22 protein-coding genes are annotated in these 22,829 nt (G+C 65.3%); 8 read left to right on the top strand and 14 right to left on the bottom strand.

From position 1 onward, the window contains the following. On the top strand, positions 1-93 hold a 93-nt coding region (locus A7D16_RS21850; RefSeq protein WP_147308587.1), incomplete at its 5' end, for an IS3 family transposase. A 548-nt stretch (positions 94-641) separates the two neighbouring features. Here A7D16_RS21850 and A7D16_RS17050 read toward each other — a convergent pair. From A7D16_RS17050 to A7D16_RS17015, 7 genes are all read right to left on the bottom strand, one after another. After that, complete coding sequence (locus A7D16_RS17050) at positions 642-2,072, bottom strand: replicative DNA helicase (RefSeq protein ID WP_064634471.1); 1,431 nt, start codon at positions 2,070-2,072, stop codon at positions 642-644. Positions 2,073-2,293: 221 nt separating this feature from the next. After that, positions 2,294-2,848, bottom strand: a complete 555-nt coding sequence (locus A7D16_RS17045) for an NADPH-dependent FMN reductase (RefSeq protein WP_064634470.1) — start codon at positions 2,846-2,848, stop codon at positions 2,294-2,296. Between the two features lie 247 nt (positions 2,849-3,095). Beyond that, positions 3,096-5,036, bottom strand: a complete 1,941-nt coding sequence (gene asnB / locus A7D16_RS17040) for an asparagine synthase (glutamine-hydrolyzing) (protein WP_064634469.1) — start codon at positions 5,034-5,036, stop codon at positions 3,096-3,098. Between the two features lie 190 nt (positions 5,037-5,226). After that, positions 5,227-5,865 (bottom strand): glutathione S-transferase family protein, encoded by a 639-nt coding sequence (locus A7D16_RS17030; RefSeq protein WP_064634467.1) that lies wholly within the window; start codon positions 5,863-5,865, stop codon positions 5,227-5,229. A gap of 150 nt (positions 5,866-6,015) precedes the next feature. Beyond that, the gene (locus A7D16_RS17025; RefSeq protein WP_064634473.1) at positions 6,016-8,559 is read right to left on the bottom strand and encodes a DUF3857 domain-containing protein; all 2,544 of its coding nucleotides are present in this window, start codon (positions 8,557-8,559) and stop codon (positions 6,016-6,018) included. A gap of 80 nt (positions 8,560-8,639) precedes the next feature. Then, the gene (locus A7D16_RS17020) at positions 8,640-9,815 is read right to left on the bottom strand and encodes an acyl-CoA dehydrogenase family protein (RefSeq protein ID WP_193395479.1); all 1,176 of its coding nucleotides are present in this window, start codon (positions 9,813-9,815) and stop codon (positions 8,640-8,642) included. Positions 9,816-9,974: 159 nt separating this feature from the next. Continuing rightward, positions 9,975-10,766 carry a glycine zipper 2TM domain-containing protein gene (locus tag A7D16_RS17015; RefSeq protein WP_064634466.1) on the bottom strand — a complete coding sequence of 264 codons (792 nt, stop codon included), beginning with the start codon at positions 10,764-10,766 and terminating at the stop codon, positions 9,975-9,977. A gap of 145 nt (positions 10,767-10,911) precedes the next feature. Here A7D16_RS17015 and A7D16_RS17010 point away from each other — a divergent pair, with 145 nt between their 5' ends. Together A7D16_RS17010 and A7D16_RS17005 are read left to right on the top strand one after the other, a co-directional pair. Further along, positions 10,912-11,127, top strand: a complete 216-nt coding sequence (locus tag A7D16_RS17010; protein ID WP_064634465.1) for a DUF6116 family protein — start codon at positions 10,912-10,914, stop codon at positions 11,125-11,127. Continuing rightward, a complete protein-coding gene (locus A7D16_RS17005; protein ID WP_064634464.1) occupies positions 11,127-11,894 on the top strand; it encodes a TatD family hydrolase in 768 nt (255 codons plus the stop codon). The genes A7D16_RS17010 and A7D16_RS17005 overlap by 1 nt, the downstream gene beginning before the upstream one ends. A 61-nt stretch (positions 11,895-11,955) precedes the next feature. Here the strand turns inward: A7D16_RS17005 and A7D16_RS17000 are convergent, their stop codons facing one another. Beyond that, positions 11,956-12,786: a tRNA threonylcarbamoyladenosine dehydratase gene (locus tag A7D16_RS17000; RefSeq protein WP_064634463.1), complete on the bottom strand. Its 831-nt coding sequence runs from the start codon at positions 12,784-12,786 to the stop codon at positions 11,956-11,958. Between the two features lie 73 nt (positions 12,787-12,859). Between A7D16_RS17000 and A7D16_RS16995 the strand changes: the two genes are divergently transcribed. Together A7D16_RS16995 and A7D16_RS16990 are read left to right on the top strand one after the other, a co-directional pair. Continuing rightward, positions 12,860-13,288 carry a hypothetical protein gene (locus A7D16_RS16995; RefSeq protein WP_064634462.1) on the top strand — a complete coding sequence of 143 codons (429 nt, stop codon included), beginning with the start codon at positions 12,860-12,862 and terminating at the stop codon, positions 13,286-13,288. 131 nt (positions 13,289-13,419) lie between these two features. Beyond that, positions 13,420-13,902 (top strand): glycine zipper 2TM domain-containing protein, encoded by a 483-nt coding sequence (locus A7D16_RS16990; RefSeq protein WP_064634461.1) that lies wholly within the window; start codon positions 13,420-13,422, stop codon positions 13,900-13,902. 264 nt (positions 13,903-14,166) lie between these two features. Here A7D16_RS16990 and A7D16_RS16985 read toward each other — a convergent pair whose 3' ends face one another. Beyond that, positions 14,167-14,382: a cold-shock protein gene (locus A7D16_RS16985; protein ID WP_064634460.1), complete on the bottom strand. Its 216-nt coding sequence runs from the start codon at positions 14,380-14,382 to the stop codon at positions 14,167-14,169. Between the two features lie 228 nt (positions 14,383-14,610). On the opposite strand from A7D16_RS16985, the gene A7D16_RS16980 reads away from it, so the two are divergent. Continuing rightward, on the top strand, positions 14,611-15,096 hold the full coding sequence (locus A7D16_RS16980) for a DUF456 domain-containing protein (RefSeq protein WP_064634459.1): 486 nt from the start codon (positions 14,611-14,613) through the stop codon (positions 15,094-15,096). 195 nt (positions 15,097-15,291) lie between these two features. Next, positions 15,292-16,428, top strand: coding sequence for a phospholipase A (locus A7D16_RS16975; protein WP_095522437.1), 1,137 nt, complete (start codon positions 15,292-15,294; stop codon positions 16,426-16,428). 177 nt (positions 16,429-16,605) lie between these two features. Here A7D16_RS16975 and A7D16_RS16970 read toward each other — a convergent pair whose 3' ends face one another. The 4 genes from A7D16_RS16970 to A7D16_RS16955 all read right to left on the bottom strand — a co-directional run bounded on the left by A7D16_RS16970 (position 16,606) and on the right by A7D16_RS16955 (position 20,368). Next, positions 16,606-17,244: a carbonic anhydrase gene (locus tag A7D16_RS16970; protein ID WP_082925836.1), complete on the bottom strand. Its 639-nt coding sequence runs from the start codon at positions 17,242-17,244 to the stop codon at positions 16,606-16,608. 187 nt (positions 17,245-17,431) lie between these two features. Beyond that, positions 17,432-18,067 (bottom strand): glutathione S-transferase family protein, encoded by a 636-nt coding sequence (locus A7D16_RS16965; protein WP_064634456.1) that lies wholly within the window; start codon positions 18,065-18,067, stop codon positions 17,432-17,434. Positions 18,068-18,219: 152 nt separating this feature from the next. Next, positions 18,220-18,732, bottom strand: a complete 513-nt coding sequence (locus A7D16_RS16960; protein WP_239687025.1) for a hypothetical protein — start codon at positions 18,730-18,732, stop codon at positions 18,220-18,222. A 118-nt stretch (positions 18,733-18,850) separates the two neighbouring features. Continuing rightward, a complete protein-coding gene (locus tag A7D16_RS16955; RefSeq protein ID WP_064634454.1) occupies positions 18,851-20,368 on the bottom strand; it encodes a fumarate hydratase in 1,518 nt (505 codons plus the stop codon). 272 nt (positions 20,369-20,640) lie between these two features. Between A7D16_RS16955 and A7D16_RS16950 the strand changes: the two genes are divergently transcribed. Continuing rightward, positions 20,641-22,518, top strand: a complete 1,878-nt coding sequence (locus A7D16_RS16950) for an ABC transporter ATP-binding protein (protein ID WP_064634453.1) — start codon at positions 20,641-20,643, stop codon at positions 22,516-22,518. Between the two features lie 89 nt (positions 22,519-22,607). On the opposite strand, the gene A7D16_RS16945 is transcribed toward A7D16_RS16950, so the two are convergent. After that, a partial coding sequence (locus A7D16_RS16945) for a transposase (protein ID WP_153043136.1) occupies positions 22,608-22,829 on the bottom strand: 222 nt, incomplete at its 5' end.

The raw sequence follows: 22,829 nt of genomic DNA, 5'->3' as shown, positions 1-22,829 counted from the left end.
TACATCAGGTACTACAACGAAGACCGGATCAAGTTGAAATTGAACGGCCTGAGCCCGGTAAAGTACCGGCAACAGGCCGAGCTAGCTGTCTGATCGCCCAACTGTCCAGCTTTTGGGGGTCACTTCACCATGGGGGCTCGGTGGCGGCATCCATGCCGCCAACGGTCCCGCAAGCGGTGAGGACACCGCACCAGACAGTTGGCTGGTAGCTTTATTGAAGAACGAAATCAGTGCATCACACAGGTTGCTGGCTGTTTTATTAAAAGCTCTGCGCACCGACCATCGCGACTGATCCTTGCCCGCTCACCGTCGCGGGACCTTGAGCGGCATGGATGCCGCGCCAGAGCTTACAAGGACGTACTTGCAGCGTGTCCCGCGATGGTGGGCGGACAAGGGCCCTGCAGCCAAACCGCAGATCATCCGCTCTGCACCCGACGCATCCGCATCGTTCACTGCCTCTCTCTTCAAGGCAACCGAGAGCTGGAGCTTCAGCGCAGTCTGGAATTCCCAGGTCGCGCGGGTCGCGGGTGCGATGACTCCCCGCTTGCCAACGTAGCCACGTGCGAAACAGAGCCACACGCTGGCTGCACCCACTGCCTGGCAGCGAGCGCACCCGTTATGTAAACGACACCAAAAAACACTTATTCGAAACTGCCCACCGAATCGTGCGACAGATTGTCGAACCGCGTGTACTCACCGAAGAATTTCAGCTTGCACGACCCGGTCGGCCCACCGCGGTGCTTGCCGATGATGATCTCGGCCAGGCCCTTGTCCGGCGAATTTTCCTTGTTGTAGTAATCGTCGCGGTAGATGAAGACGATCATGTCCGCATCCTGCTCGATCGCGCCGGATTCGCGCAGATCGGCCATCACCGGGCGCTTGTCGGTACGTGTTTCCAGCGAGCGATTGAGCTGCGACAACGCAATCACCGGCACATTGAGTTCCTTGGCCAGACCCTTGAGGCCACGCGAAATTTCCGAAATTTCGGTCGCGCGGTTTTCGCTGTTGCCAGGCACCGACATCAGCTGCAGGTAGTCGATGACGATCAGGCCAAGATCGTGCTCGCGCTTGAGGCGGCGGCATTTGGAACGCAGCACTTCCGGCGACACACCCGGTGTGTCGTCGATGAAGATCTTGGTTTCCTTCAGCATCTTGATCGCGCCGGTCACGCGCGCCCAATCCTCGTCTTCCAGCGCACCGGTACGCAGCCGCTGCGCATTGATCCGGCCGTTGGAGGAGATCAGGCGCATCGCCAGCTGCGAGGCCGACATTTCCATCGAAAACACCGCCACGCCCTTCTTTGACTTGATCGCCGCGTATTCGGCGATATTCAACGCGAGCGTGGTCTTGCCCATCGCCGGACGTGCGGCAAGGATGATCAGATCGGTCGGCTGTAAGCCGGCGGTCATCGCATCGAAATCGGTGTAGCCGGTCGGCAGGCCGGTGATGTTGCCGCCGTTTTCGAAACGGTTGCGCAGCTCTTCGAAGGCGTCCTTCAAGGCGCCCGGCATCGCCACGAAATCGGTGCGCCCACGCGCGCCGGCTTCGGCGATCTTGAACACGGCTTTTTCGGCCGACGCCAGCAGCTCCACGCTCTCGCGGCCTTCCGGCTGGAAGCCGTCGTTGACGATGGTGGTGCCCACCTCGATCAGCTGCCGCAGCACCGCCTTGTCGCGCACGATTTCCGCATACGCTGCGATATTGGCCGCCGACGGCGTGGTGCTGGCCAGCTCGATCAGGTACGCGCCATCGCCCACCTGCTCCAGCTTGCCCTGCGACTCGAACCATTCGCCCAGGGTTACCGCATCGAACGGGCGGTCTTTCTCGTTCAATTCGCGGATGGCGCGGTAAATCAGCCGGTGATCGCGGCGGTAGAAGTCGTTTTCGGTGAGCTGGTCGTTGACCCGGTCGAACGCATCGGGCGCCAGCATCAGGCCGCCCAGCACGGCCTGTTCGGCCTCGACCGAGTGCGGCGGCACCCGCAACTGGTCCAGACGCGGCTCGGGACGATCGTAATCGTCGTCGTCGCGATCGCGATTGCGCTTGGAACGGAAACCAGGACGAGCGGACATGGACAAACAAACCTGACGCGGGGAGACGAGGGCAGGAAGCATAGTCATCGGTGCTGCCGACGACCATGCACAACTCTGTGGATAACTGGTGCATAGCCAGTGCACCAACGTTCTACGCGGCGCCCGTCGCACACTACGAGACCCCTGCGACAGCTAGGTTTCCGCCCGACTCCCAGGTACGCCTGAACGCAGCGCCAGGGCGCTGCGCGGCTGTGGTCAACTCAGTGCTTGAGGTGCCCGATCAGGCCCAGGAACGCGTCGATGAAGCCTTGCAGGAACTTGCGGCTGTCGGTATTGGCGATCTGATCGTCGGGCCCGAACAGGTCGTCCTTGTACTGCAGGAACACTTCCGGCTGGCCGAGCACGTGCATGTTCAGATACGCCAGCACGTTGCGCAGATGCTGCTGCGCGGTGGCAGTGCCGATCGCGCCGACCGAGATGCCGACCACGGCCGCCGGCTTGCCGGAAAACGCACTGTCGCCATACGGACGCGAGCCGGTGTCGATGGCGTTCTTGAGCACGCCGGGGATCGAGCGGTTGTATTCGGGGGTCACGAACAGCACCGCATCGGCGGCACGGATCTGCTGCTTCAGGCGCGTGCCTTCGGCCGGGAAGTCGCCATCGCGGTCCTGGTTGTACAGCGGGATATCGCCGATCTCCAGGTAGTTGAAGACGGCCTTGTCGCCGGCCAGATGCTCCAGCGCGCGCGCCAGCTGACGGTTGTACGACTCGGCGCGCAGGCTGCCGACCAGCACGGCAATGGTGAGCTTGCTCATGGAAACACTCCTTGGAAAACAGGGCCCCACCCTACCCAGCCCGATGCTCAGGGCTGGTGAAACACCGCCCGGCACGGTCCGCGCAACCCGCCGATATGTGCGTGTGCGGCAGCATCTTGTCTGCAAGGCGCGGCGCTGATGCACCCTCTCCGGGCTGTGGCCCGAGCTGCAGCTTCAGGGGTGTAAGACGCGCAAGACGCAGCAACATCGCCCCGCCGCCTCGGCACGGCGGTTGCCGCGCTCACGCTCAGCGCGCGATGGCCGCACGCTGTTGCCGCCAGTGCGCCTGCCAGGCCTGGAACATCAGCACCGTCCACAGATGCGTATGCCATTTGCGCTCGCCGCCGTTGAAGTCGCGCCACAGGCCAGCCACGGTGTCGGCGGCGAACACGCCCTCGCGCTGCAGCGCGCCGTGCGCCAGCAGATCGTCCGCCCAGCCGTGCAGATCGCCGCGCAGCCAGGCGCTGACCGGCGCGCCGAAGCCGCGCTTGCCGCGGTACACCATCGCATCGGGCAGGTAGCGGCACAGCACGCGCTTGAGCAGATATTTGCTCACCCCATCGCGGTATTTGAGCGACAACGGCAACGACCAGGCGAATTCGGCCACGCGCCAGTCCAGCAACGGCGCACGCGCCTCCAGCCCCACCGCCATGGTGGTGCGATCCACCTTGCACAATAGATCGTCGGGCAGATACGCGGCGAAATCGGCCAGCATCATCGCGTCGGCCGGGGTGCCAGACCCATGCAACGGGTCGGCCAGACTGTAGAAACTGTCCGGCTCGGTGGCACCCAGCACCACCGCGGCCGGGTCGCGCCAGCGCGAGATGCGGTTGCGGTAGATGTCGCCGATGCCACGCGCGCCGGCTTCGGCCACCAGCGCGGCCAGCCCGCCAGTGCGCGAGGACTCGCCGTTGCTGCGCGCCGCCACCGCCATCAGCCGGCGCAGCGGGCCAGGCACCAGGCCATGCATGCGCCAGTTGCGTAGCGCGCGCTGGTAACGGCCGTAGCCGAAGAACAATTCGTCGCCGCCATCGCCGGACAGCGCCACCGTCACCCCGCCGCGCGCCAGCCGTGCGACCAGCGCGGTCGGCACCTGCGAGGCATCGGCGAAAGGTTCGTCGAACATGTCCGGCAGGCTCGGCACCACCGCCAGCGCATCGGCGCCGCTGACATACAGCTCGGTGTGGTCGGTGTGCAGATGCGTGGCCACTTCGCGCGCCAGCGGCGCTTCGTCGTGGTGCGAGCCTTCGAACCCGATACTGAAGGTGTGCACCGGCTGCGCGCTCTGCGCCTGCATCATCGCGGTGACGATCGACGAATCGGTGCCGCCAGACAGGAACACGCCCACCGGCACATCGGCCACCATGCGCAGCGCCACCGCATCGCGCAGCACCGTATCCAGTTGTTCTTCGGCCTGGAGGTCGCTGCCGGTGAACGGCGCGGCCAACGCGCGTTGCATCGCTTCGCGGGCGTTCCAGAACGGTTGCTGCGCCTGATCCGGGCGATGCGCGGCGGCGCCGGCCGCCACGGCCTGCGCATCCATACGCAGCACCCGGCCGGGCATCAACTTGAAGGTGCGTTCGTGGATGCAGGCTGGCGCCGGGATGTAGCCCAGCCGCAGCAGCAGCGTGAGCGCATCGCGATCCACGCCGTTGTCGAAATCCGGGTGCTGCCACAAGGCCTTGAGTTCGGAACCAAATACCAGCGTGTCGCCAGCCCACCCGTAGTACAGCGGTTTCTTGCCGACACGGTCGCGCGCCAGGAACAGGCAATTGTCGCGCTCATCCCACAGCGCAATGGCGAACATGCCGTTGCAGCGGGTCAAGGTGTCGTCCAGGCCCCACTCCACCACGGCCGCCAGCAGCACTTCGGTATCGGAGTGGCCGCGGAAGCGATGCCCGAGCGCAGATAGCGCTGCGCGCAGCTGCGCGAAGTTGTAGACCTCGCCGTTGTAGGCCAACACATAGCGGCCATCGGCCGAGCGCATCGGCTGATGGCCGAGCGGCGACAGATCCAGGATACTCAAGCGTTGATGTGCCAGCGCGACACCGGCCTGCGCGTCGCACCAGCTGCCGGCGTCGTCGGGGCCGCGATGACGCACGGCCGCGCCCATCGGCCGCACCAGTGCATCGAGCTGTTCGCCATGCAGACGCGGCGAAGCCAGCAATAGTCCTGCCAATCCACACATCGTCAGCGCTCCTGTCGGCCGGCAACGGCTAACCGCGCGTCGCCGACCAGCGCCACGCGCAGCGCGCGCGAACGCAAATTTGTAATTACCGCCGATGCCGACGCAGATCCCGACAGCAGAGCGAAGGCACGGGAACCCGCCGAGCACGCAGCGGCGCCGCCGGCAGCGCCGTGCCGATCGCGCGGCGCGTTCATGCCGCCACCGATGCAGCTGCAGGCATCGGCACGAAGCGCGGTAGCGCCTGGACGCGTTGCACCCATGCGGTGATCGCCGGCCAGCGTTCCAGATCGAAGCCGCCGTCTTCGGCGCAATGGGTGTAGGCAAACAGTGCGATATCGGCGATGCCGTAGTCGCCGCCGGTAAACCAGGCGTGCTGTTGCAGATGCTGCTCCATCACCGCCAGCGCCTGCTCGCCGCGCGCACGCAGCTGCGGCAACTCGGCCCGGCGCGCACCATCGCGCGGCGTCCACAGAATGATGAACCGCGCCACCGCCAGAGACGGCTCATGGCTGTATTGCTCGAAGAACATCCAGCTCAGCGCCTGCGCGCGCTGCCACGCATCGGTAGGCAGATACGGCGTGCCTTCGGCCAACCAGAACAGGATCGCGTTGGATTCGGTCAGTACGCGGCCGTCGTCGCGCTCCACTATCGGCACCTTGCCGTTCGGATTCTTGGCCAGGTAGTCGGGCATACGGGTCTGCCCGGCCACGCTGTCCACTTCGACCCAGTGATAGCGGCTGCCCAGTTGCTCCAGCAGCAGGCGCACCTTGTAGCAGTTGCCGGAACTGGACATGCCATGGACGGTCAACGGGGGACGCACGGTCGACATCAAACTGGCTCCACGGCAACAACGAGGGGCTGGCAGTGTCACAGCCCCGCGTGCCTTTGCAAAGCCCTGCACGCAGCCGCGCCACCCCGACGCCACGCGTGCGTGCGCGACAGCCAGCGGGCCGCACCGGCGCTGCCGCGCCGAGTTGCCTCAGGCCAGTGCCACCACCGCCACCGGCACACTCAACGCAGCGATCAGCACGCCCAGTGCGGAGACCGTCAGCGCCCAGGCACCGAACGCGCGCGTGCGCGCGCAGCCGGTGGCAGCGGCCACTGCCTGCACCGAACACACCGACCACCACAGCGTTCCCAGCATCAGCAACAACACGTACATCGCCAGCTGCGCCATGCCGGCCGGATCGGTCGCGCCGGTGCGCAGCAATGCCACCTGGCCCTTGAGCGCGACCACGGCCGCCAACAGGCACACCAGCCACGGCAAGGCGCAGCCCGCCATGGCCGGCAACACGCGCACGAGCTGCGCGCCGCTGCCCATCCAGCGCAAGATCAGCTTGAGCAGCACGCAGCCCAGCACGGCGACCGCGGCCACCACGATGACGCCAGCGCCCCAGGCCCACCACGGCAGCGCATCCAGCCATACCCACGCCGACAGCAGTGTGGTCGCCGCGAACACGACCCAGGCGCTGGACCGCAGCCCGGCCTGCTCGGGCATCCGCGTCACCGTGGCATACGGGTCGAACATGATCCCGCCCAGCCCACCGCCACGCCACCACAGCAGGCACGCCAGCAGCAGCACCACCAAGGCGAGCGCACCGGCCAGCGGGTAGCTGAGCGCGCGCCAGTCGGTTGGCCGGGTACGCCGCTGCGTCTTCAGATCGTGGTTGAAATACAGCAGGTCGCGGGCGCGCTCCATATCGGCGGCGGCACGTGCCACGCCGTTGGCGGGAATGCGGTCGGTGAAGCGCTGCCATTCGCCCACGATGACCAACTGCCCGTCGCGCATCGCGACGCTGCGCGAGAAGCGGAACCATGGGTTGGCGATCACCTGGGTGTCCGCTTCCACCTGCGTCGCCGGGTCGCTGTGCACGCGCACGGTTTGCCGCGCCAGTTGCGGGCCGGCCAGCGCCAGCGGCCCCTTGCGCGCCTCCTTCGGCAGCGCATCCATCCATTCGCCGAGCTGGAACAACGGAAAGCCCAGCTCATCGCCCTCCTCGGCCGGCCACTCCAGCCGGTAGGCTTCGTTCGTGCGCACATTCAAGGCATCGGCCGCGTCGATGCTCGGCACGCGCACCTGGGTCAGCGCGGTGTAGTACTGCCGCATGAATTCCAGATAGTGCTCGCCCACGGTCTGCGCGCCATCGTCGTCGAAGCTGCTGGCCACGCGGTCGCCGCGGCCCTGGCGATAGATGGTGTCCACCGTGAAGCTCGCCCAGCGCTGCGGCTTGCGCAGCGAAACGGTCACCTCTTCGTTCACTTCAATTTGCGGCAACGCGGGCATTGGCGCTGGCACGGCGACCAAGGCGTCTTGCCCTGCAATCACCGGCAAGCCGTGCACGAACGGCAACGGCCGGCGCTGCGCCAACGGACCCTCTTCGCGGTCGCGCGTGGCATCCACCCACACCTCGCCCTGCGGCAGATGCGCGCGCACCACCACATGATCGAACGCATACGGACTGGGCAGCCGCTTTTCCAGCCCATGGCCCTTGTCGCTGTTGACCAGCACCGGCTCGGCACGGATGCCGGCCAGTTGCAGCAGCGCGATCAGCAACGTCGCCTTGTCCTTGCAGTCGCCGTAGCGGTTACGCAGGGTCACTTCGGGCGCGTGCGGCGCGTGCGAATTTTCGCCCATGTACAGGCCGACGTAGCGGATTTCGCCCTGCACGAATGCCACTGCGCGCAGCAGCGCGCCTTGCGGGTCGTCGCGGCGCAACTGCAGGCTCTGCAGCATGCCGGCGGCCACCTGCGCGTCCTTGAACGAATTTGGATACAGCTGCGCCGCCCAGGCCGCCACCGCCCCCCAGCTGCCGGCGGTGGACACTTCGATCACGCCATAGGCGTCGACATCGTCCGGCGCATCCTTTTCTTCCTGCACCGCGGCGACGTTGCTGGCGCCGATGTTCAATAGCGTCACGCCATCGGCCCTGCTCACGGTGCGGCCGAAACCCGGCGCGCTGATGCGCCATTGCAGGGCCATCTCGGCGGGATAGCGCACACGCACCCGGCGCTCGCCCAAGGGCACGCCGTAGCGCGCCTCGAACACGTCGTAATAGCCTTTGCCGAACACCGGATTGCTGCCGCTGATGGTCACGCCATAGTCGACGCGGTCGCCCACGCGCAGATCCGGCAGGGTGATCGACAGCGTCAGCGCGCCATCGATCAAGCCGTTCTCCAGCCCGCTCTCGCGTCGCAATTTGGCGTAGTGCGCCTGCGTGCGCATGTCGATGCGCTTGCCACCGCGCCACACATCCAGGCGATTGAGTGCCAGCTGCTGGTATTGCGGTTGGTAGTCGATGGAAATCTGCCCGGCTTCCTCCAGGCTCTTGGCGCGCTGCACGGTGTAACTGAGCCGGCGGTAGGCCTGCGGCACGCGGCCGGTCAGATCGATCTGGTCGGACACCAGTTCATAGCGCAGCCCGGTGGCGCCTGGCACGTTGTCGGGCAACGCATCTGCCACTACCCAGCCCGGTGTCGGCAGCATGCGTGGCGCCTCGTTGGCCTGCGCTGGCGCGATTGCCACGCCGGCCAACGAACAAATACCGCAGAAGACGCCGCGCAGGCGTCGCATCACATCCTTGCTGATCGAACACCCACTCCTCGTCAAAACGCATTGAGTCCCGTCAGCGCACGCCCCACCACCAGCTGATGCACGGTTTCGGTGCCCTCGTAGGTGATCACCGATTCCAGGTTCAGCGCATGCCGGATCGCCACATGCTCGGTGGTGATGCCGGCCGCACCGAGCAGGTCGCGGCACTCGCGCGCCACATCCAGCGCCATGCGGCAATTATTCCATTTTGCCAGCGAGATCTGTTCCGGCCGCAGCGTACCGGCTTCCTTCAAGCGGCCGAGCTGCAACGCAAGCAGCTGCGCGGTGGAAATCCGCCGGGCCATGTCGGCCAGCTTGATCTGCGCGCTCTGGGTGGCCGCCAGTGGCCGGCCGAACAGGATGCGCTCGCCGGCATAGGCCAGCGCTTCGCGCAGGCACGCCACCGCCGCGCCGATCGCGCCCCAGGCGATGCCGTAACGCGCTTGATTGAGGCAGCCCAACGGCGCCTTCAAGCCGGCCGCGCTCGGTAGCCGCATCCGCTCCGGCACGAACACGTTGTCCAAAAACAGGCCCGAGGTGACCGAGGCGCGCAGGCTCATCTTGTGGGTGATGTCGTGCGCGCTGAAACCGGCGCTATCGGTCTCGACCAGGAAACCGCACACGCCATCGTCGGTGTGCGCCCAGATGATCGCCAGCCCGGCGATGCTGCCGTTGGTGATCCACATCTTGGCCCCGTTCAAACGCCAGCCGTCGCCGTCACGCACTGCGCGGGTGGTCATCGCAGCCGGATCCGAACCGCCCTGCGCCTCGCTCAGGCCGAAACAGCCAACCACACGGCCTGCCGCCATCTCCGGCAGCCAGCGTTGCCGCTGTTCGTCGCTGCCATAGGCGTGGATGGGGTACATGCACAGCGAAGACTGCACGCTGACAAAGCTGCGCAGACCGCTGTCGCCGCGTTCCAGTTCCTGGCAGATCAATCCGTAGGACACCGCGCCCAGGCCCGCACCGCCATCGCGGACCGGCAAGCTGGCACCCAGCAAGCCCAGTTCCGCCAGTTCCGGAATCCACTCGCGCGGAAAGCGCCCGGCATCGAAGGCATCGCCAATCGCCGGCACCACCCGCGTGTCGGTAAAGCGCGCTACCGCGTCCTGCACTGCCCGCTCCTCATCGGTGAGTAGCGCGCGGACGTCGAACAGGTCATCGGGACGCACCGGCATGTTGGCTTCCACTCCAGGAGAAGCGGCGATTATCAGCCAGTTGCCGGCCGAACATGGCGGCCGACGTGTTCAACCCACGGGATTCACCGCTGGCGCCTGAAAACGAAAAGAGCCGGCAACGCCGGCTCTTTCCTGCTGACGCAGCGATCCGGGCGGATCGCTGCCAACGATTTACTGGCGCGTGCTGCCCGCATCCACGCGCACGCCCTGGTCACCGGCCGTCGACGCGGTTTGGGTCACCAGCTGACCGTCGACCACCGGCAGACGATCGCTGGCCGGCTTGTCGTTCATGCGCACGGTCTTCTCGAACCCGTCGTAGCGGTATGTGACGTCATAGGCCACCACGTTGTCGGCGTCGCCCAGCGAAATACGCTCGCCCGGCTTGCTGTCCATGCGCATGGTGCCCGTGGTGCCGTCGGCATTGCGGTAGGTCACGTCGTAACCGACCACGCGCGACGAGCTCGAATTGGCATTTTCAGTGTGGCACTGGCGCTCGGTGCGATCGACCACGCGGCCACCGACATGATTGCGGTCGACGCGGTTACCGATCAGGCCGCCACCCACCGCACCTGCGGCGGTCGCCAGCTTGCGGCCGTTGCCGCCGCCCACCTGATTGCCGAGCAGGCCACCGATGACCGCACCGGCCACGGTGCCGCCGACGTTACCGTCGCGCTCGGGCAAACGTTCCTGCACCACTACGTCTCGGCACACTTCGCGCGGCGAGGAACTGGTGGTGGTTTCGCGGATGGCTGCGCTGTTGACCACCTGCGCGTACTGCGGCTCGCGCTGGGTGATCGGGGCAACCTTCACCACGTCGGCATATTCCAGACCACGTGGCGCCGGCTGGCCATTGGCCACGAAATCGCCGGACGATGGACGGTTATTCATAAAAGCGGCAGTAGCCACGCCTCCGACCAGCAAGGCACCCGCAGCGACCAGTATAGTTGTCGTATTGCTCTTCATGACCAGCTCCCTGCGGACGCACCGCGTTGTTGACGGCGGTGATTCCAGCACGGGAACCCTGAACGAAAACGCCCTCGCTCATGAACGCGGCGGTTAAGTTCAGCTAGCGGTTACTTCATGGATTTCTAACAGCCGGAGCATTCGCATGCGAAACCCCCTCACTGCACGTGCGCTGGATTGGGCCAGCAAGCTGCGCTATCCCACCTTGTTCAAACTGGCCGCCGCGTTGTTCCTGGTGGATCTGGTGACGCCTGACCCGATCCCGTTCCTGGACGAATTGCTGTTCGGCCTGACCACGCTGCTGCTGGCCAACTGGAAAACCCGCAAGGCGCCATTGCCCGCACCGGTGCGCCGCGACTGATGCAGTTGATCGACAGCCATTGCCATCTGGACGCAGGCGAATTCGAGCACGACCGCGCCGCAGTGATCGCGCGCGCGCAGGCTGCCGGGGTCATGCAGCAGGTGGTGCCGGCGATCACTGCTGCCAGTTGGCCTGGTCTGCGCACGGTCTGCGCTCAGGCGCCCGGCCTCTACCCCGCCTACGGCCTGCACCCGCTGTTTCTGGACCAACACCGCCCGGCGCAGCTGGAGCTGCTGGCCAAGTGGATCGAACGCGAGCGGCCTTGCGCGATCGGCGAGTGCGGCCTGGATTTTTTCGTCGCTGGGCTGGATGCGCAGGCACAGCGCGACTATTTCGACGGCCAGCTGCAGTTGGCCAGGCACTTCGATCTGCCGCTGATCGTGCATGCGCGCCGCGCCACCGAGGAAGTCATCGCCCGCATCAAGGCGGTGGGGGGCCTGCGCGGTGTGGTGCACAGCTTTGCCGGCAGCCCCGAGCAGGCGCAGCAGTTGTGGAAACTGGATTTCATGATCGGCCTGGGTGGCCCGGTGACCTACCCGCGCGCCAATCGCCTGCGCGGGCTGGTGGCCCGCATGCCGCTGCAGCACCTGCTGCTGGAAACCGACGCGCCGGATCAACCCGACGCGAGCATTCGCGGCCAACGCAACGAGCCAGCGCAACTGCGCACGGTGCTGGACTGCATCGCCGAGCTGCGCGGCGAAGAGCCTGCGCATATCGCTGCGCAGACCACCGCTAATGCACGCAGCTTGTTTGGTCTACCGCACTGAGCGGAGCATGCGCGTCACTGCGGCCGCGTAGTCAGGCAAACCGCGCAATGCGCACGCGACATCACGACGCCGCAACCGCCTCGGCAGCCGGCGTCGCCGCAGCGGCCTTGGGCTTGAGCAACATTTCCAGCGCCTTGCCCACCGCCACGAACGCGAAGGTGCCGGTGATATGCGTGGCCGCGCCCAGCCCGGCCCCGCAATCCAGCTTGAGCGTGGCATCGGCATCGAGCTGCGGGCGGATGCCGCAGACGCTGCCATCGGCCTGCGGGTATTTGACGTTTTCCAGCGAATACACCGCCGGCACACCGAAATAGCGCTGCGGATTTTTCGGGAAATTGAATTCGCTGCGCAGCTTCTTGCGGATCAGCGCCAGCATCGCATCGTGTTCGGTACGCGAGACATCGCGCACCCGCACCAGGGTGGGATCGGTACGCCCACCCGCGGCGCCCACGGTCAGCAGCGGCAGCTTGCGCCGACGGCACCAGGCAATCGTTTCCACCTTGACGCGGAAGCTGTCGCAGGCGTCGATCACCAGATCGAAGCCCGCGCCGAGCAGCGTCTCGATGTTGCCGGCAGTCAGGAACGATTCCACCGCATCGGCGTCGATTTCGGGGTTGATCGCCACGCAGCGCTCGGCCATCGCACGCGCCTTGTTGCGCCCGTACTGCCCGGCCAGCGCCGGCAATTGCCGGTTGGTGTTGGACACGCACAGGTCGTCGGCATCGATCAGGCGGATATGCCCCACCCCGGTACGCGCCAGCGCCTCCACCACCCACGAGCCCACACCGCCCATCCCCACCACCGCCACGCGACACACCGACAGGCGCTCGACCGTGCCGACTCCGTACAGCCGGTCGATACCGGCAAAGCGTTCACGCCATTGTGCTTTCATCCTCCTATTTTACGCGCCCCGCCCAGGACGCGCCCACGCCGCCGCAACGAACGTTGCGTCCCAGGAGTCGCCCATGCATACCCCGCCTCCCACCCAATCCCGTGCGGCCCGCTATGCGTTCGTGCTGGTGCTGGGCGTGCTGATTGGCCTGGTTGCCACGGTCATGGTGGCGCGCGTGCTGCAGGCGCGGCGCGACCCGCTGCCGGACAGCCTGATGCAGGTCATGGCCTATCAATTGCGCGCGCTACGGCCGGACGCGGCGGCGGCCTGTGTGCCGGCGCAGCAACAGCGCCGGTTGCACGCGCTGCGCCTGCTGGCCGACGAGGTGGAGCCGGCCTTTCCCGGAATCGGCGAAGACCGTCGCTTCGGCGAGCATGCCCAGGCCCTGCGTGCCGTGCTGGATCAAGCGCGGCGTGCGCCGCCGACCGATTGCAAGGCGCTGGGCCAGCTCCACACCGGCATTTCCGAGGCCTGCGAGGCCTGTCACCGCGACTTCCGCTGAGGTTTGATGAATACGGCGCTCGGGTTTCGTTAAGCCTGCAGTGATCCAGTTGGCGGACCGTTCACCTGGACCATCACAGGATGACGTCGCCGCGGCCCCGACCGCCTTTCGAACCACCCCGGAGAGACCTCATGAAGACCCGACTGCTCGTCATTGGCCTGGCTGCAACCGCGACCCTGGTTGGCTGCGCCACCTCCCAGCCCCAGTACGGCAGCTATCGCGGCGACCGCGGTTACGACCAAGGGTATTCGCAGCAGACCCAGCGTTGTGTGGACTGCGGCATCGTGACCCGGATCGACGAAGTCGGCCCGACCCGTACTGCGCCCACCGGCACCGGCGCGGTGCTCGGCGGTATCGTCGGCGCTGTGGCCGGCCGTCAGATCTCCAAGGAAACCGGCGGCAGCAAGGGCAACAAAAACGTCTCGGCCGTGGCCGGCGCCGCTGCCGGCGCGTTGGCCGGCAACGCGATCCAGAACAATGTCACCAGCGACAGCTTCGATGTGCAGGTGCGCATGGACGACGGCCGCGTCATCGTGGTGAACCAGCGCGACCTGGCTGGCGTGCGCGAAAACGCGTACGTGCGCGTGGTCAACGGCAAGGTCGTGCTGCGCTGATCCAGCTGCATGCGCGGCGGTGCTGGCTCCATCGCGTGGCCTGCAGGCAGGGCACGCACACGGCGTTGGGTTTGGCCACTTACCAAGCTAGCGACGCGTGCGAGGTGGTAGCCAATCCACCGCTCGCAGCCACCGCCAGGTGCACGCGCGCTTGCTTCGCCAGCTCGCTAAAGTACTGCGAATAACCACGTCACGAAAAAACAGAAAGGCCCGGTCACGGGCCTTTCTGCAGTCTGCCTGATGCGCTTTGTGCAGCGGATGGGCTCAGACCACCTGCACGGCATCGGCCTGCAGGCCCTTCTGGCCCTGCACGACCGTGAAGCTGACCTTCTGACCTTCCTTGAGACTCTTGAAGCCCTGGATCTGGATCGCACGGAAATGGACGAAGACGTCCTCGCCATTTTCGCGGCTGATGAATCCAAAGCCCTTGGCATCGTTGAACCACTTCACGACACCATTCTCGCGTTCGATGCTGGACATCTCGACTGACTCCCTACGACACTGTGATGGACTGGCGGTGGTGGCTGTGATTGCAAGGAGGAAGCGAGGTACAAGGATGTAGTGGATCGAACGATCTACCGCATCAGGCCACGATTCACGGTGACCTTTGCAAACAGCAGCGGCTGCAACTTAACCCGCACAAAATCAATTTTCAAGCAACCCTTGCGTAATTTTTTCAAGACTGAAACAGGAAATTTCCAAACCATCATGGACACGACTGTCGTTTATTACGTGCTGGCTGGCGCGCTGGTACTGGTGGGCCTTGCCGGTGTCATCCTGCCCGCCCTGCCGGGCTTGCCGCTGGTGTTTGCCGGGTTGCTGGTCGCCGCCTGGGCAGATGGGTTCACCCATGTCGGCTGGGTCGCGCTGGTGATACTCGGGTTGATCACGGCACTGTCTTTTGTCATCGACTTCCTTGCCACCCTGTACGGCGCGCAGCGCGTGGGGGCCAGCAAGATGGCGATGTGGGGGTCGGTGATAGGCGCTATCGCCGGTATTTTCTTCATGCCGATCGGCTTATTCGTCGGCCCGTTCGTCGGCGCGTGGCTGGGCGAGTACTACCAGACCCGCAAGACCAGCCACGCCACCAAGGTCGGCTTCGGCACCTGGGTTGGGATCATGCTGGGCACGGCCACCAAGCTGGCGCTGGGCCTGTGCATGCTAGGCGTGTTTGCGATCGCCTGGTTCGTCTGACCCAGCGATTAGCGGGCGCGGCCGCTGTCGTGCCACCCGTTCAGAGCACGGCAGCGTCCATGCGAGTGTCGCGACACAAGTTGTGTGGTCCACTGCAGATGTTATGCCACCGTGTACACATCGCGTATGCAGACGCGGCCGTTAAGCTACGCGCCTGACGCGCCTGCCTGGCGCCTACATTCGGCCAGACTGCCCATGCCCACGCCCACGCACCGTACCCGTCCCTTGATGCTGATCGCCCTGGCCGCTGCGCCATTGGCGCATGGGCAGGAAATCGCGCCGCAGCCGGCATCGCCGCAGGCCTGCACGTCCGTGACCTCGGATGCCGCGCGCCTGGCGTGTTACGACCAGGCACTGGGCTACACCCCGCAGGCCGTGCAGGAGGCAGATGCCGCAGCGCAATTGGCCAAGCAGGCCGCCAAATCGGAAGACACCCGCAAGATCAGCCGCGTAGGCGATTTCTTCCGTGCCGATGGCCAGGACCAGCCCAAGGAAGAAGCGGTTGCCAATGCCGGCCGCGGTTCGCTGCTGGATCGCCGCTGGGAACTGGCCAAGGACTCCAAGCTGGGCACGTTCCAGCTGCGTGGCTACAAGCCGGTGTATCTGCTGCCGGCGTTCTGGACCAGTGACAGCAACCGCACCCCGCAGTCGCCGAATCCGGCCAACTCGGTCAACACCCCGCAGCAACTGGACAGCGCCGAACTGAAGTTCCAGCTCAGCTTCAAGACCAAGCTGGTCGAGGATCTGTTCGGCGACAACGGCGACATCTGGATGGGCTACACCCAGAGCTCGCGCTGGCAGGCCTACAACACCGATGCCTCGCGCCCGTTTCGCGAAACCAATTACGAGCCGGAGGCGATGTTGGTGTTCCGCAACAACTACAGCCTGTTCGGCTGGAAGGGCCGCATGAGCGGCATCAGCCTCAACCACATGTCCAACGGCCGCGAAGACCCGCTGTCGCGCTCCTGGAACCGGGTGATCCTCAACATTGGCCTGGATCGCGAGAACTGGGCGCTGACGCTGCGCCCGTGGTTCCGCATCAAGGAGGATCGTGCCGACGACAACAATCCCGACATCGAGGACTACATGGGCCGCGGCGACGCGACCCTGGTCTACAACAAGGATGGGCACGAATTTGCATTGATCGCGCGGCACTCGCTGCGCGGCGGCGACCGCTCGCATGGCTCGGTGCAGCTGGATTACGGCTTTCCCATCACCAACCTGCTGCGTGGCCACGTGCAGGTGTTCGACGGGTACGGCGAGAGCCTGATCGACTACAACCACAAGGCCACCTACATCGGCGTGGGTGTGTCACTGCTGGAGTGGTTCTGACGCCCTCGGACCGACGACGCGTGCGTTGCAGCCTGGCCACGCGCTGGGTACGGCGTCGACGTCAGCGAGATAGCGGATTGCAATAAAAAAAGCCGGCAGCGATGCCGGCCTTTTCCTGTGTGGCGGTAGCGCAAGCAACTGAAGCATGTTGCCAGTTGCCATGCTTCAGGCGGGGATTCAGACGTCGAAGAAATCCACCTTGCCGTCTTTCAGTGTGTAGTAAGCGCCCACCACGCGGCATGCGCCTGCGCGCAGCGGTTCGAGCAATGCGGGTTCGGAGGCACCACGCAGACGATCGACAGTACGCTTGATGTTGGCCTTGACCGATGCAGCGAGCAGATCCTCGCCGCCCTGTTTCTTGGCAGTGAGGACGGCCGGGACGATGGGTTCGATCATGGCGCCGATCGCGCCGGGGAAGAACGCATTCTGTTCGACCACCGACACTGCCGCCGCCACTGCGCCGCAACTTTCGTGGCCCATCACCACCACCAGCGGCACACCGAGCTGGCTCACCGCATATTCGATCGAGCCCAGCGCCGTAGTGTCGACGGTATTGCCGGCGTTGCGCACGATGAACATCTCACCCAGGCCGCGGCCGAACAGCAACTCCGGCGGGACGCGCGAATCCGAGCACGACACCAGGATGACGAACGGCGTCTGGCCCAGCGCCAGTTCCAGACGCCGCCTGCTGTCGGAGATGACCTTCTTGGGGCGGTTTTCGACGAAGGCGGCGTTGCCGTCGCGCAGCGTCTGCAATGCCTGCTCGGCGGTGAGCTCGGTCTTTTTGGACGGCGCCGCGCGCAACGCGAACGGCATGGACGCGGCGGCGGCCGCGATCGGCGCGCAACAGGCGCATTGCAGCAATTTTCGACGGGATGCGGAATGCGACATGGACGAGCCCCTGCTCTCTGGTTGGTATGGCGATCCTACTACACGGCGAGTGCGGCAAAATGCATCTCAGGCAGGTGCTACGGACACGATGTCGTCCCGAAACGCCGCGGGTTCAGGTCCAGTCCGCCAAACCCTCGCGACGATAGGTTTCCTGAAAGGCCGGACGCGCCTTCATACGCTGCGCATGCGCTTTCAGCGCTGGCCAGGTATCGGTCGGACGCGGCATGTTGCGCGACCAGCGCATCAGCATGGTCAGCATGAAGTCGGCGGCCGATAGCGTCTGACCGAGCAGATACGGCCCGTGTGCCTGCAGATGCGCATCGACCTGGGTCCAGGCCGCTTCGAGCTTGCGGCGGGCCTGCGTCTGCGCCGGCTCGGCGTGCTCGGCACCTGCAGGCTCGCTCGGGTAAAACCAGGCGCGGTACGCCGGCTGCAGGGTGTTGGCGCAGAAGAACATCCACTTGTAGTAGGTCGCTCGCTCGGGGGTGCCGAGCGCCGGGGCCAGCCCCGCCTGTGGATGCAGATCGGCCAGCTGCAGCACGATGGCTGCCGCCTCGGTGAGTACCTGTCCATCCAGCACCAGGGTGGGCACCACGCCGGCGGGATTGAGGGCCAGGTAATCGGGTTGTTTCTGCTCGCCGCGCTCGAAATCCAGCGGGTGCAGCACGTGCGGCACATCGAGTTCGATCAGCAGCCAATGCACCACCAACGCTGCGGTGCTGGGGGTGTGGTAGAGCGTAGTCGTCATGCGGATTCCGGGTGAGATGAGGTTAGCTGAGGTCGCGCAACGAAGGGGCGATCATCGGGCAGGCATCGCCGGCATTCTTAGGCGGTGCGAAGGGTCCGTTCAAGGTGCTGCCTGCGCGCCGTCCAGACACACACGACAGCCGCCTGCGATGTTCATTGGCCGCTGTTGTCGGTACAGGCACGCAGGCAGGCGAGTTTGCGCGGTTCGCAGCGATTGTCGTCGCTCTGCTGACTGCAATCGAACACCTGCGCCATGCAGTTGGCCTGCTGCGCCGGGTTCTGCAGATCGTCGCAGCGCTTTCCACGCGGCGCGACGGACATGCGGCAACTACTTTCGCTTGGCCGATCGGCGCGGCATTGCCTGGCACTCTGGTTGCACTGCGCGATGCAACGATCCGACGCTGCTGGCCCGCTGAAACGTGTCGACGGCTCGCTTGGCCTGATCGGTTTGTCCTCTGCGAACGGCACCGGCGCCGGCGCGCGCGGTGCGTAGTTACCGGAGGGAAACAGCACCGTGGGTGCGGCCTTGTTCTGCGCAGCTGCCGTCACGCAACAACAGGCCATCACGATAAGGCTGATGAATCGGAGCATTCCTGTTCTCCTGTGGCACTGGCTGTCGAATGCCGAGCATAGCCGCTTCCTGTTCGGCATGACCGCGTGCTGCATGTAGCGTCGATCTGGCGCGATTTACTTCAAGAGCGCTTGCGCTCAGGTGCACCGTCAGCTCGGCACGATGCACCAACAAAAACGGCGGCCTGGTATGGGCCGCCGCTGATGACCGTACTTACTCCACCACCACCGGAATCTTGCCGATGCGCGACTGCCATAGCCGCGGGCCGGTCTTGTGCACCGACTCGCCAGTGGAATCCACCGCAACGGTGACCGGCATGTCCTTGACCTCGAATTCGTAGATCGCTTCCATGCCGAGGTCTTCAAACGCCAGCACGCGTGCGGCCTTGATCGCCTTGGACACCAGATACGCCGAGCCGCCGACCGCCATCAGGTACACAGCCTTGTTGTCGCGGATCGCATCGATGGCCGCATCGCCACGCTCGGACTTGCCGACCATGCCCAGCAGCCCGGTCTGTTCGAGCATCTGGCGGGTGAACTTGTCCATGCGGGTGGCAGTGGTCGGGCCGGCCGGGCCCACCACTTCGTCGCGCACCGGGTCGACCGGGCCGACGTAATAGATGAAGCGGTTGGTGAAATCGACCGGTAGCGATTCGCCACGGTTGAGCATGTCGATCATGCGCTTGTGCGCGGCGTCGCGGCCGGTCAGCAGCTTGCCGTTGAGCAGGATCACTTCGCCCGGCTTGAAGCTGGCGACTTCGTCGCGGGTGATGGTGTCCAGGTTCACCCGCCTAGCATTGGTCGGGTTGTAGGTGAGCTTGGGCCAGTCTTCCAGCGACGGCGGATCCAGCATCACCGGGCCGCTGCCGTCCAGGGTGAAATGCGCATGACGGGTGGCCGCGCAGTTGGGGATCAGCGCCACCGGCAGGTTGGCGGCATGGGTCGGGTAATCCTTGACCTTGATGTCCAGCACCGTGGTCAGGCCACCCAGGCCCTGCGCGCCGATGCCGAGCGCGTTGACCTTTTCGTAGAGCTCCAGGCGCAGCTCTTCGGCGCGATTGGAGGCGCCACGCGCCTGCAGGTCGACGATGTCGATCGGCTCCATCAGGGCTTCCTTGGCCAGCAGCATCGCCTTTTCGGCGGTGCCGCCGATGCCGATGCCGAGCATGCCCGGCGGGCACCAGCCGGCGCCCATGGTCGGCACGGTCTTGAGCACCCAATCGACGATGGAATCGGACGGATTGAGCATGGCGAACTTGCTCTTGGCCTCCGAACCGCCGCCCTTGGCCGCGACGATCACCTCCACATGGTGGCCGGGCACGATCTTGGTGTTGACCACGGCCGGCGTGTTGTCGCGGGTATTGGTGCGCTTGCCGGCCGGGTCGGCCAGCACGCTGGCGCGCAGCTTGTTGTCGGGGTGGTTGTAGGCGCGGCGCACACCCTCGTTGACCATGTCTTCCACGCCCATGGTGGCGTCGTCCCAGCGCACGTTCATGCCGATTTCCAGGAACACGGTGACGATGCCGGTGTCCTGGCAGATCGGGCGGTGGCCCTCGGCGCACATGCGCGAATTGATCAGGATCTGTGCGATGGCGTCCTTGGCGGCAGGCGATTCTTCGCGCTCGTAGGCGGCGGACAGGTTCTTGATGTAGTCGACCGGGTGGTAGTAGCTGATGTACTGCAGCGCGTCGGCGACGGACTGGATGAGGTCTTCCTGCTTGATCGAGGTCACGGCTGGCTCTACGGCTGGCGGGGGCAATCCCGGCATTTTAGAGCAAACAGCGGGCGCGTCCGGGTGCGGCGTCAATCGCTGCAATTGACCGATGCGGGACACCGCGCCCGGCATGGCACCGTACTGCGCTTTTTTGCACTGCCGGCGGCGGCTGACGACCATCTCGACGCCATGGCCGCGCATGTGGCTGGCGGGCACCCAGCACCCTCGCCCAGTGCCCTCACCCAGTGCACAACACCCCGCGCCCACGCCGCGCGCGGCACACTAGCGTCATGTCAGCTTCCCGTTCCGGCGCCACTGCGCCCGCTCCCCGTACCGGCCCTACCCTGCGCGAACGCCTGGATGCGCTGCGTAATCTGCCCCCGTTCCTGCGCCAGATCTGGCAGACCAGCCGCTGGTTGAGCGCCAGCAGCATCGGCCTGCGCATGCTGCGCGCGCTGATGCCGGTGGCCTCGCTGTATATCGGCAAACTGATCATCGACGAGGCGATCCACCTGGTCGGCCAGCCGCCGGCATTCGAGTCGTTCGCCCAGGCACTGGGCAGCGGCCGTCTGAACCGGCTGCTGGAACTGCTGGCGCTGGAACTGGCGCTGGCCATCGGTTCGGACCTGCTCGGCCGGCTGGTCGGCTACGCCGATGCGCTGCTGTCGGAGTTGTTCAACAACGCCGCCAGCGTGCGTCTGATGGAGCATGCCGCGCAGCTGGATCTGGAGGATTTCGAAGACCCCGACCGGCAGGACAAGCTGGATCGCGCGCGCCGTCAGACCATGAACCGCATGAACCTGATGAGCCAGTTGTTCGGCCAGGTGCAGGACGCCATCACCGTGATCAGCCTGGCGGTGGGCCTGGTGGTGTATGCACCGTGGTTGATCGTGCTGCTGGCGGTGGCATTGATTCCGGCCTTCATTGGCGAGGCCCACTTCAATGCGCTGGGCTATTCGCTCAACTTCCAGTGGACGCCGGAGCGGCGCCAGCTGGATTACCTGCGCCAGGTCGGCGCCAGCGTGGAGACCGCGAAAGAAGTCAAAATCCTCAATCTGCACCGCTTCCTGATCGCGCGCTACCGCCGCCTGGCCGCCAAGTTCTTCCAGGCCAACCGCGCACTGGCGCGCAAGCGTGCGTTGTGGGGTGCGCTGCTGGCGGCACTGGGCACGCTGGGCTATTACATGGCCTATGGCTACATCGCCTGGCGCACCGTGCGCGGTGATTTCAGCATCGGCGACCTGACCTTTCTGGCCGGCAGTTTCCTGCGGCTGCGCCAGTTGCTGGAGGGCTTGTTGATCGGCTTTTCGCAGGTCGCCGGGCAGGCCTTGTATCTGGACGATCTGTATTCGTTCTTCAATATCGTGCCGGAAATCCGCTCGCGTGCGAATGCGTTGCCGGTGCCGCGCCCGATCCGCCAGGGTTTCGTGTTCGAAGATGTGGGCTTTCGCTATCCAGAGGCCGAACAGTGGACGGTGCGGCATCTGGATTTCGAATTGCGTGCCGGCGAAGTGCTGGCCCTGGTCGGCGAAAACGGTGCCGGCAAGACCACCCTGGTCAAGCTGCTGGCGCGGCTGTACGACCCCGACGAAGGCCGCATCCTGCTCGATGGCCACGACCTGCGCGATTACGATCTGGATGATTTGCGCGCCAACCTGGGCGTGATCTTTCAGGACTTCGTGCGTTATCACCTGAGCGTGGGCGAGAACATCGGCGTGGGCCAGGTGGATGCGATGGACGATGCACCGCGTATCCGTGCCGCTGCGCAGCGCGCGATGGCCGGCGAGCTGATCGACAGCCTGCCCGACCGATACGACCAGCTGATCGGACGCCGTTTCAAGAACAGCGTGGACCTCTCCGGCGGGCAATGGCAGAAGATTGCGATTGCGCGCGCCTACATGCGCGATGCGCAGCTGATGATCCTGGACGAACCCACCGCTGCGCTGGACGCACGCAGCGAATTCGAGGTGTTCCAGCGCTTCAAGGAGCTCTCGGACAACCGCACCGCGGTGCTGATCTCGCACCGCTTTTCCAGCGTGCGCATGGCTGACCGCATCCTGGTGCTGGCCGCCGGCCGGATCGAAGCGGCCGGCACCCATGCCGAGCTGATGGCGCAGGGCGGGCGTTATGCGGAGCTGTTCGAGTTGCAGGCGGCGGGGTATCGGTGATTTTTGGGATTGGGCATTCGGGAGTGGGGATTGGCCCGGGCTGCCAGCCTATCCGCGAGTCCGGCGCTGTCCAATCCCTAAGAACCTGTTCACAATCTTCTGAGTAACAGTGCCAAGAAGGCCAAATGGATGAACTGCAGGCTGGTGTTGAGTTTGCGCTCGCAGTTCTTCCATAGCCTTCGGTTCTTCTCCAGCCAAGCAAAACTACGCTCGACAATCCATCGCTTGGGCATGACCTTGAAGGTGTGCAGTTCGCTGCGCTTGGCAATCTGCACCGTGAGCTGCTCGCCTAAAATCTCTCGCGCGCCGCT

Origin of the sequence: Xanthomonas nasturtii, assembly GCF_001660815.1 — a bacterium.
GTDB lineage: Bacteria > Pseudomonadota > Gammaproteobacteria > Xanthomonadales > Xanthomonadaceae > Xanthomonas > Xanthomonas nasturtii.
This window is presented reverse-complemented; position numbering and strand designations above follow the sequence as displayed.

Coding starts and splice junctions, on each gene's coding strand:
- A7D16_RS17050 (WP_064634471.1), bottom strand. CDS start 2,072: ATGTCCGCTCGTCCTGGTTTCCGTTCCAAGCGCAATCGCGATCGCGAC.
- A7D16_RS17045 (WP_064634470.1), bottom strand. CDS start 2,848: ATGAGCAAGCTCACCATTGCCGTGCTGGTCGGCAGCCTGCGCGCCGAG.
- asnB (WP_064634469.1), bottom strand. CDS start 5,036: ATGTGTGGATTGGCAGGACTATTGCTGGCTTCGCCGCGTCTGCATGGC.
- A7D16_RS17030 (WP_064634467.1), bottom strand. CDS start 5,865: ATGTCGACCGTGCGTCCCCCGTTGACCGTCCATGGCATGTCCAGTTCC.
- A7D16_RS17015 (WP_064634466.1), bottom strand. CDS start 10,766: ATGAAGAGCAATACGACAACTATACTGGTCGCTGCGGGTGCCTTGCTG.
- A7D16_RS17010 (WP_064634465.1), top strand. CDS start 10,912: ATGCGAAACCCCCTCACTGCACGTGCGCTGGATTGGGCCAGCAAGCTG.
- A7D16_RS17005 (WP_064634464.1), top strand. CDS start 11,127: ATGCAGTTGATCGACAGCCATTGCCATCTGGACGCAGGCGAATTCGAG.
- A7D16_RS17000 (WP_064634463.1), bottom strand. CDS start 12,786: ATGAAAGCACAATGGCGTGAACGCTTTGCCGGTATCGACCGGCTGTAC.
- A7D16_RS16995 (WP_064634462.1), top strand. CDS start 12,860: ATGCATACCCCGCCTCCCACCCAATCCCGTGCGGCCCGCTATGCGTTC.
- A7D16_RS16990 (WP_064634461.1), top strand. CDS start 13,420: ATGAAGACCCGACTGCTCGTCATTGGCCTGGCTGCAACCGCGACCCTG.
- A7D16_RS16985 (WP_064634460.1), bottom strand. CDS start 14,382: ATGTCCAGCATCGAACGCGAGAATGGTGTCGTGAAGTGGTTCAACGAT.
- A7D16_RS16980 (WP_064634459.1), top strand. CDS start 14,611: ATGGACACGACTGTCGTTTATTACGTGCTGGCTGGCGCGCTGGTACTG.
- A7D16_RS16975 (WP_095522437.1), top strand. CDS start 15,292: ATGCCCACGCCCACGCACCGTACCCGTCCCTTGATGCTGATCGCCCTG.
- A7D16_RS16970 (WP_082925836.1), bottom strand. CDS start 17,244: ATGCCGTTCGCGTTGCGCGCGGCGCCGTCCAAAAAGACCGAGCTCACC.
- A7D16_RS16965 (WP_064634456.1), bottom strand. CDS start 18,067: ATGACGACTACGCTCTACCACACCCCCAGCACCGCAGCGTTGGTGGTG.
- A7D16_RS16960 (WP_239687025.1), bottom strand. CDS start 18,732: ATGCAGCACGCGGTCATGCCGAACAGGAAGCGGCTATGCTCGGCATTC.
- A7D16_RS16950 (WP_064634453.1), top strand. CDS start 20,641: ATGTCAGCTTCCCGTTCCGGCGCCACTGCGCCCGCTCCCCGTACCGGC.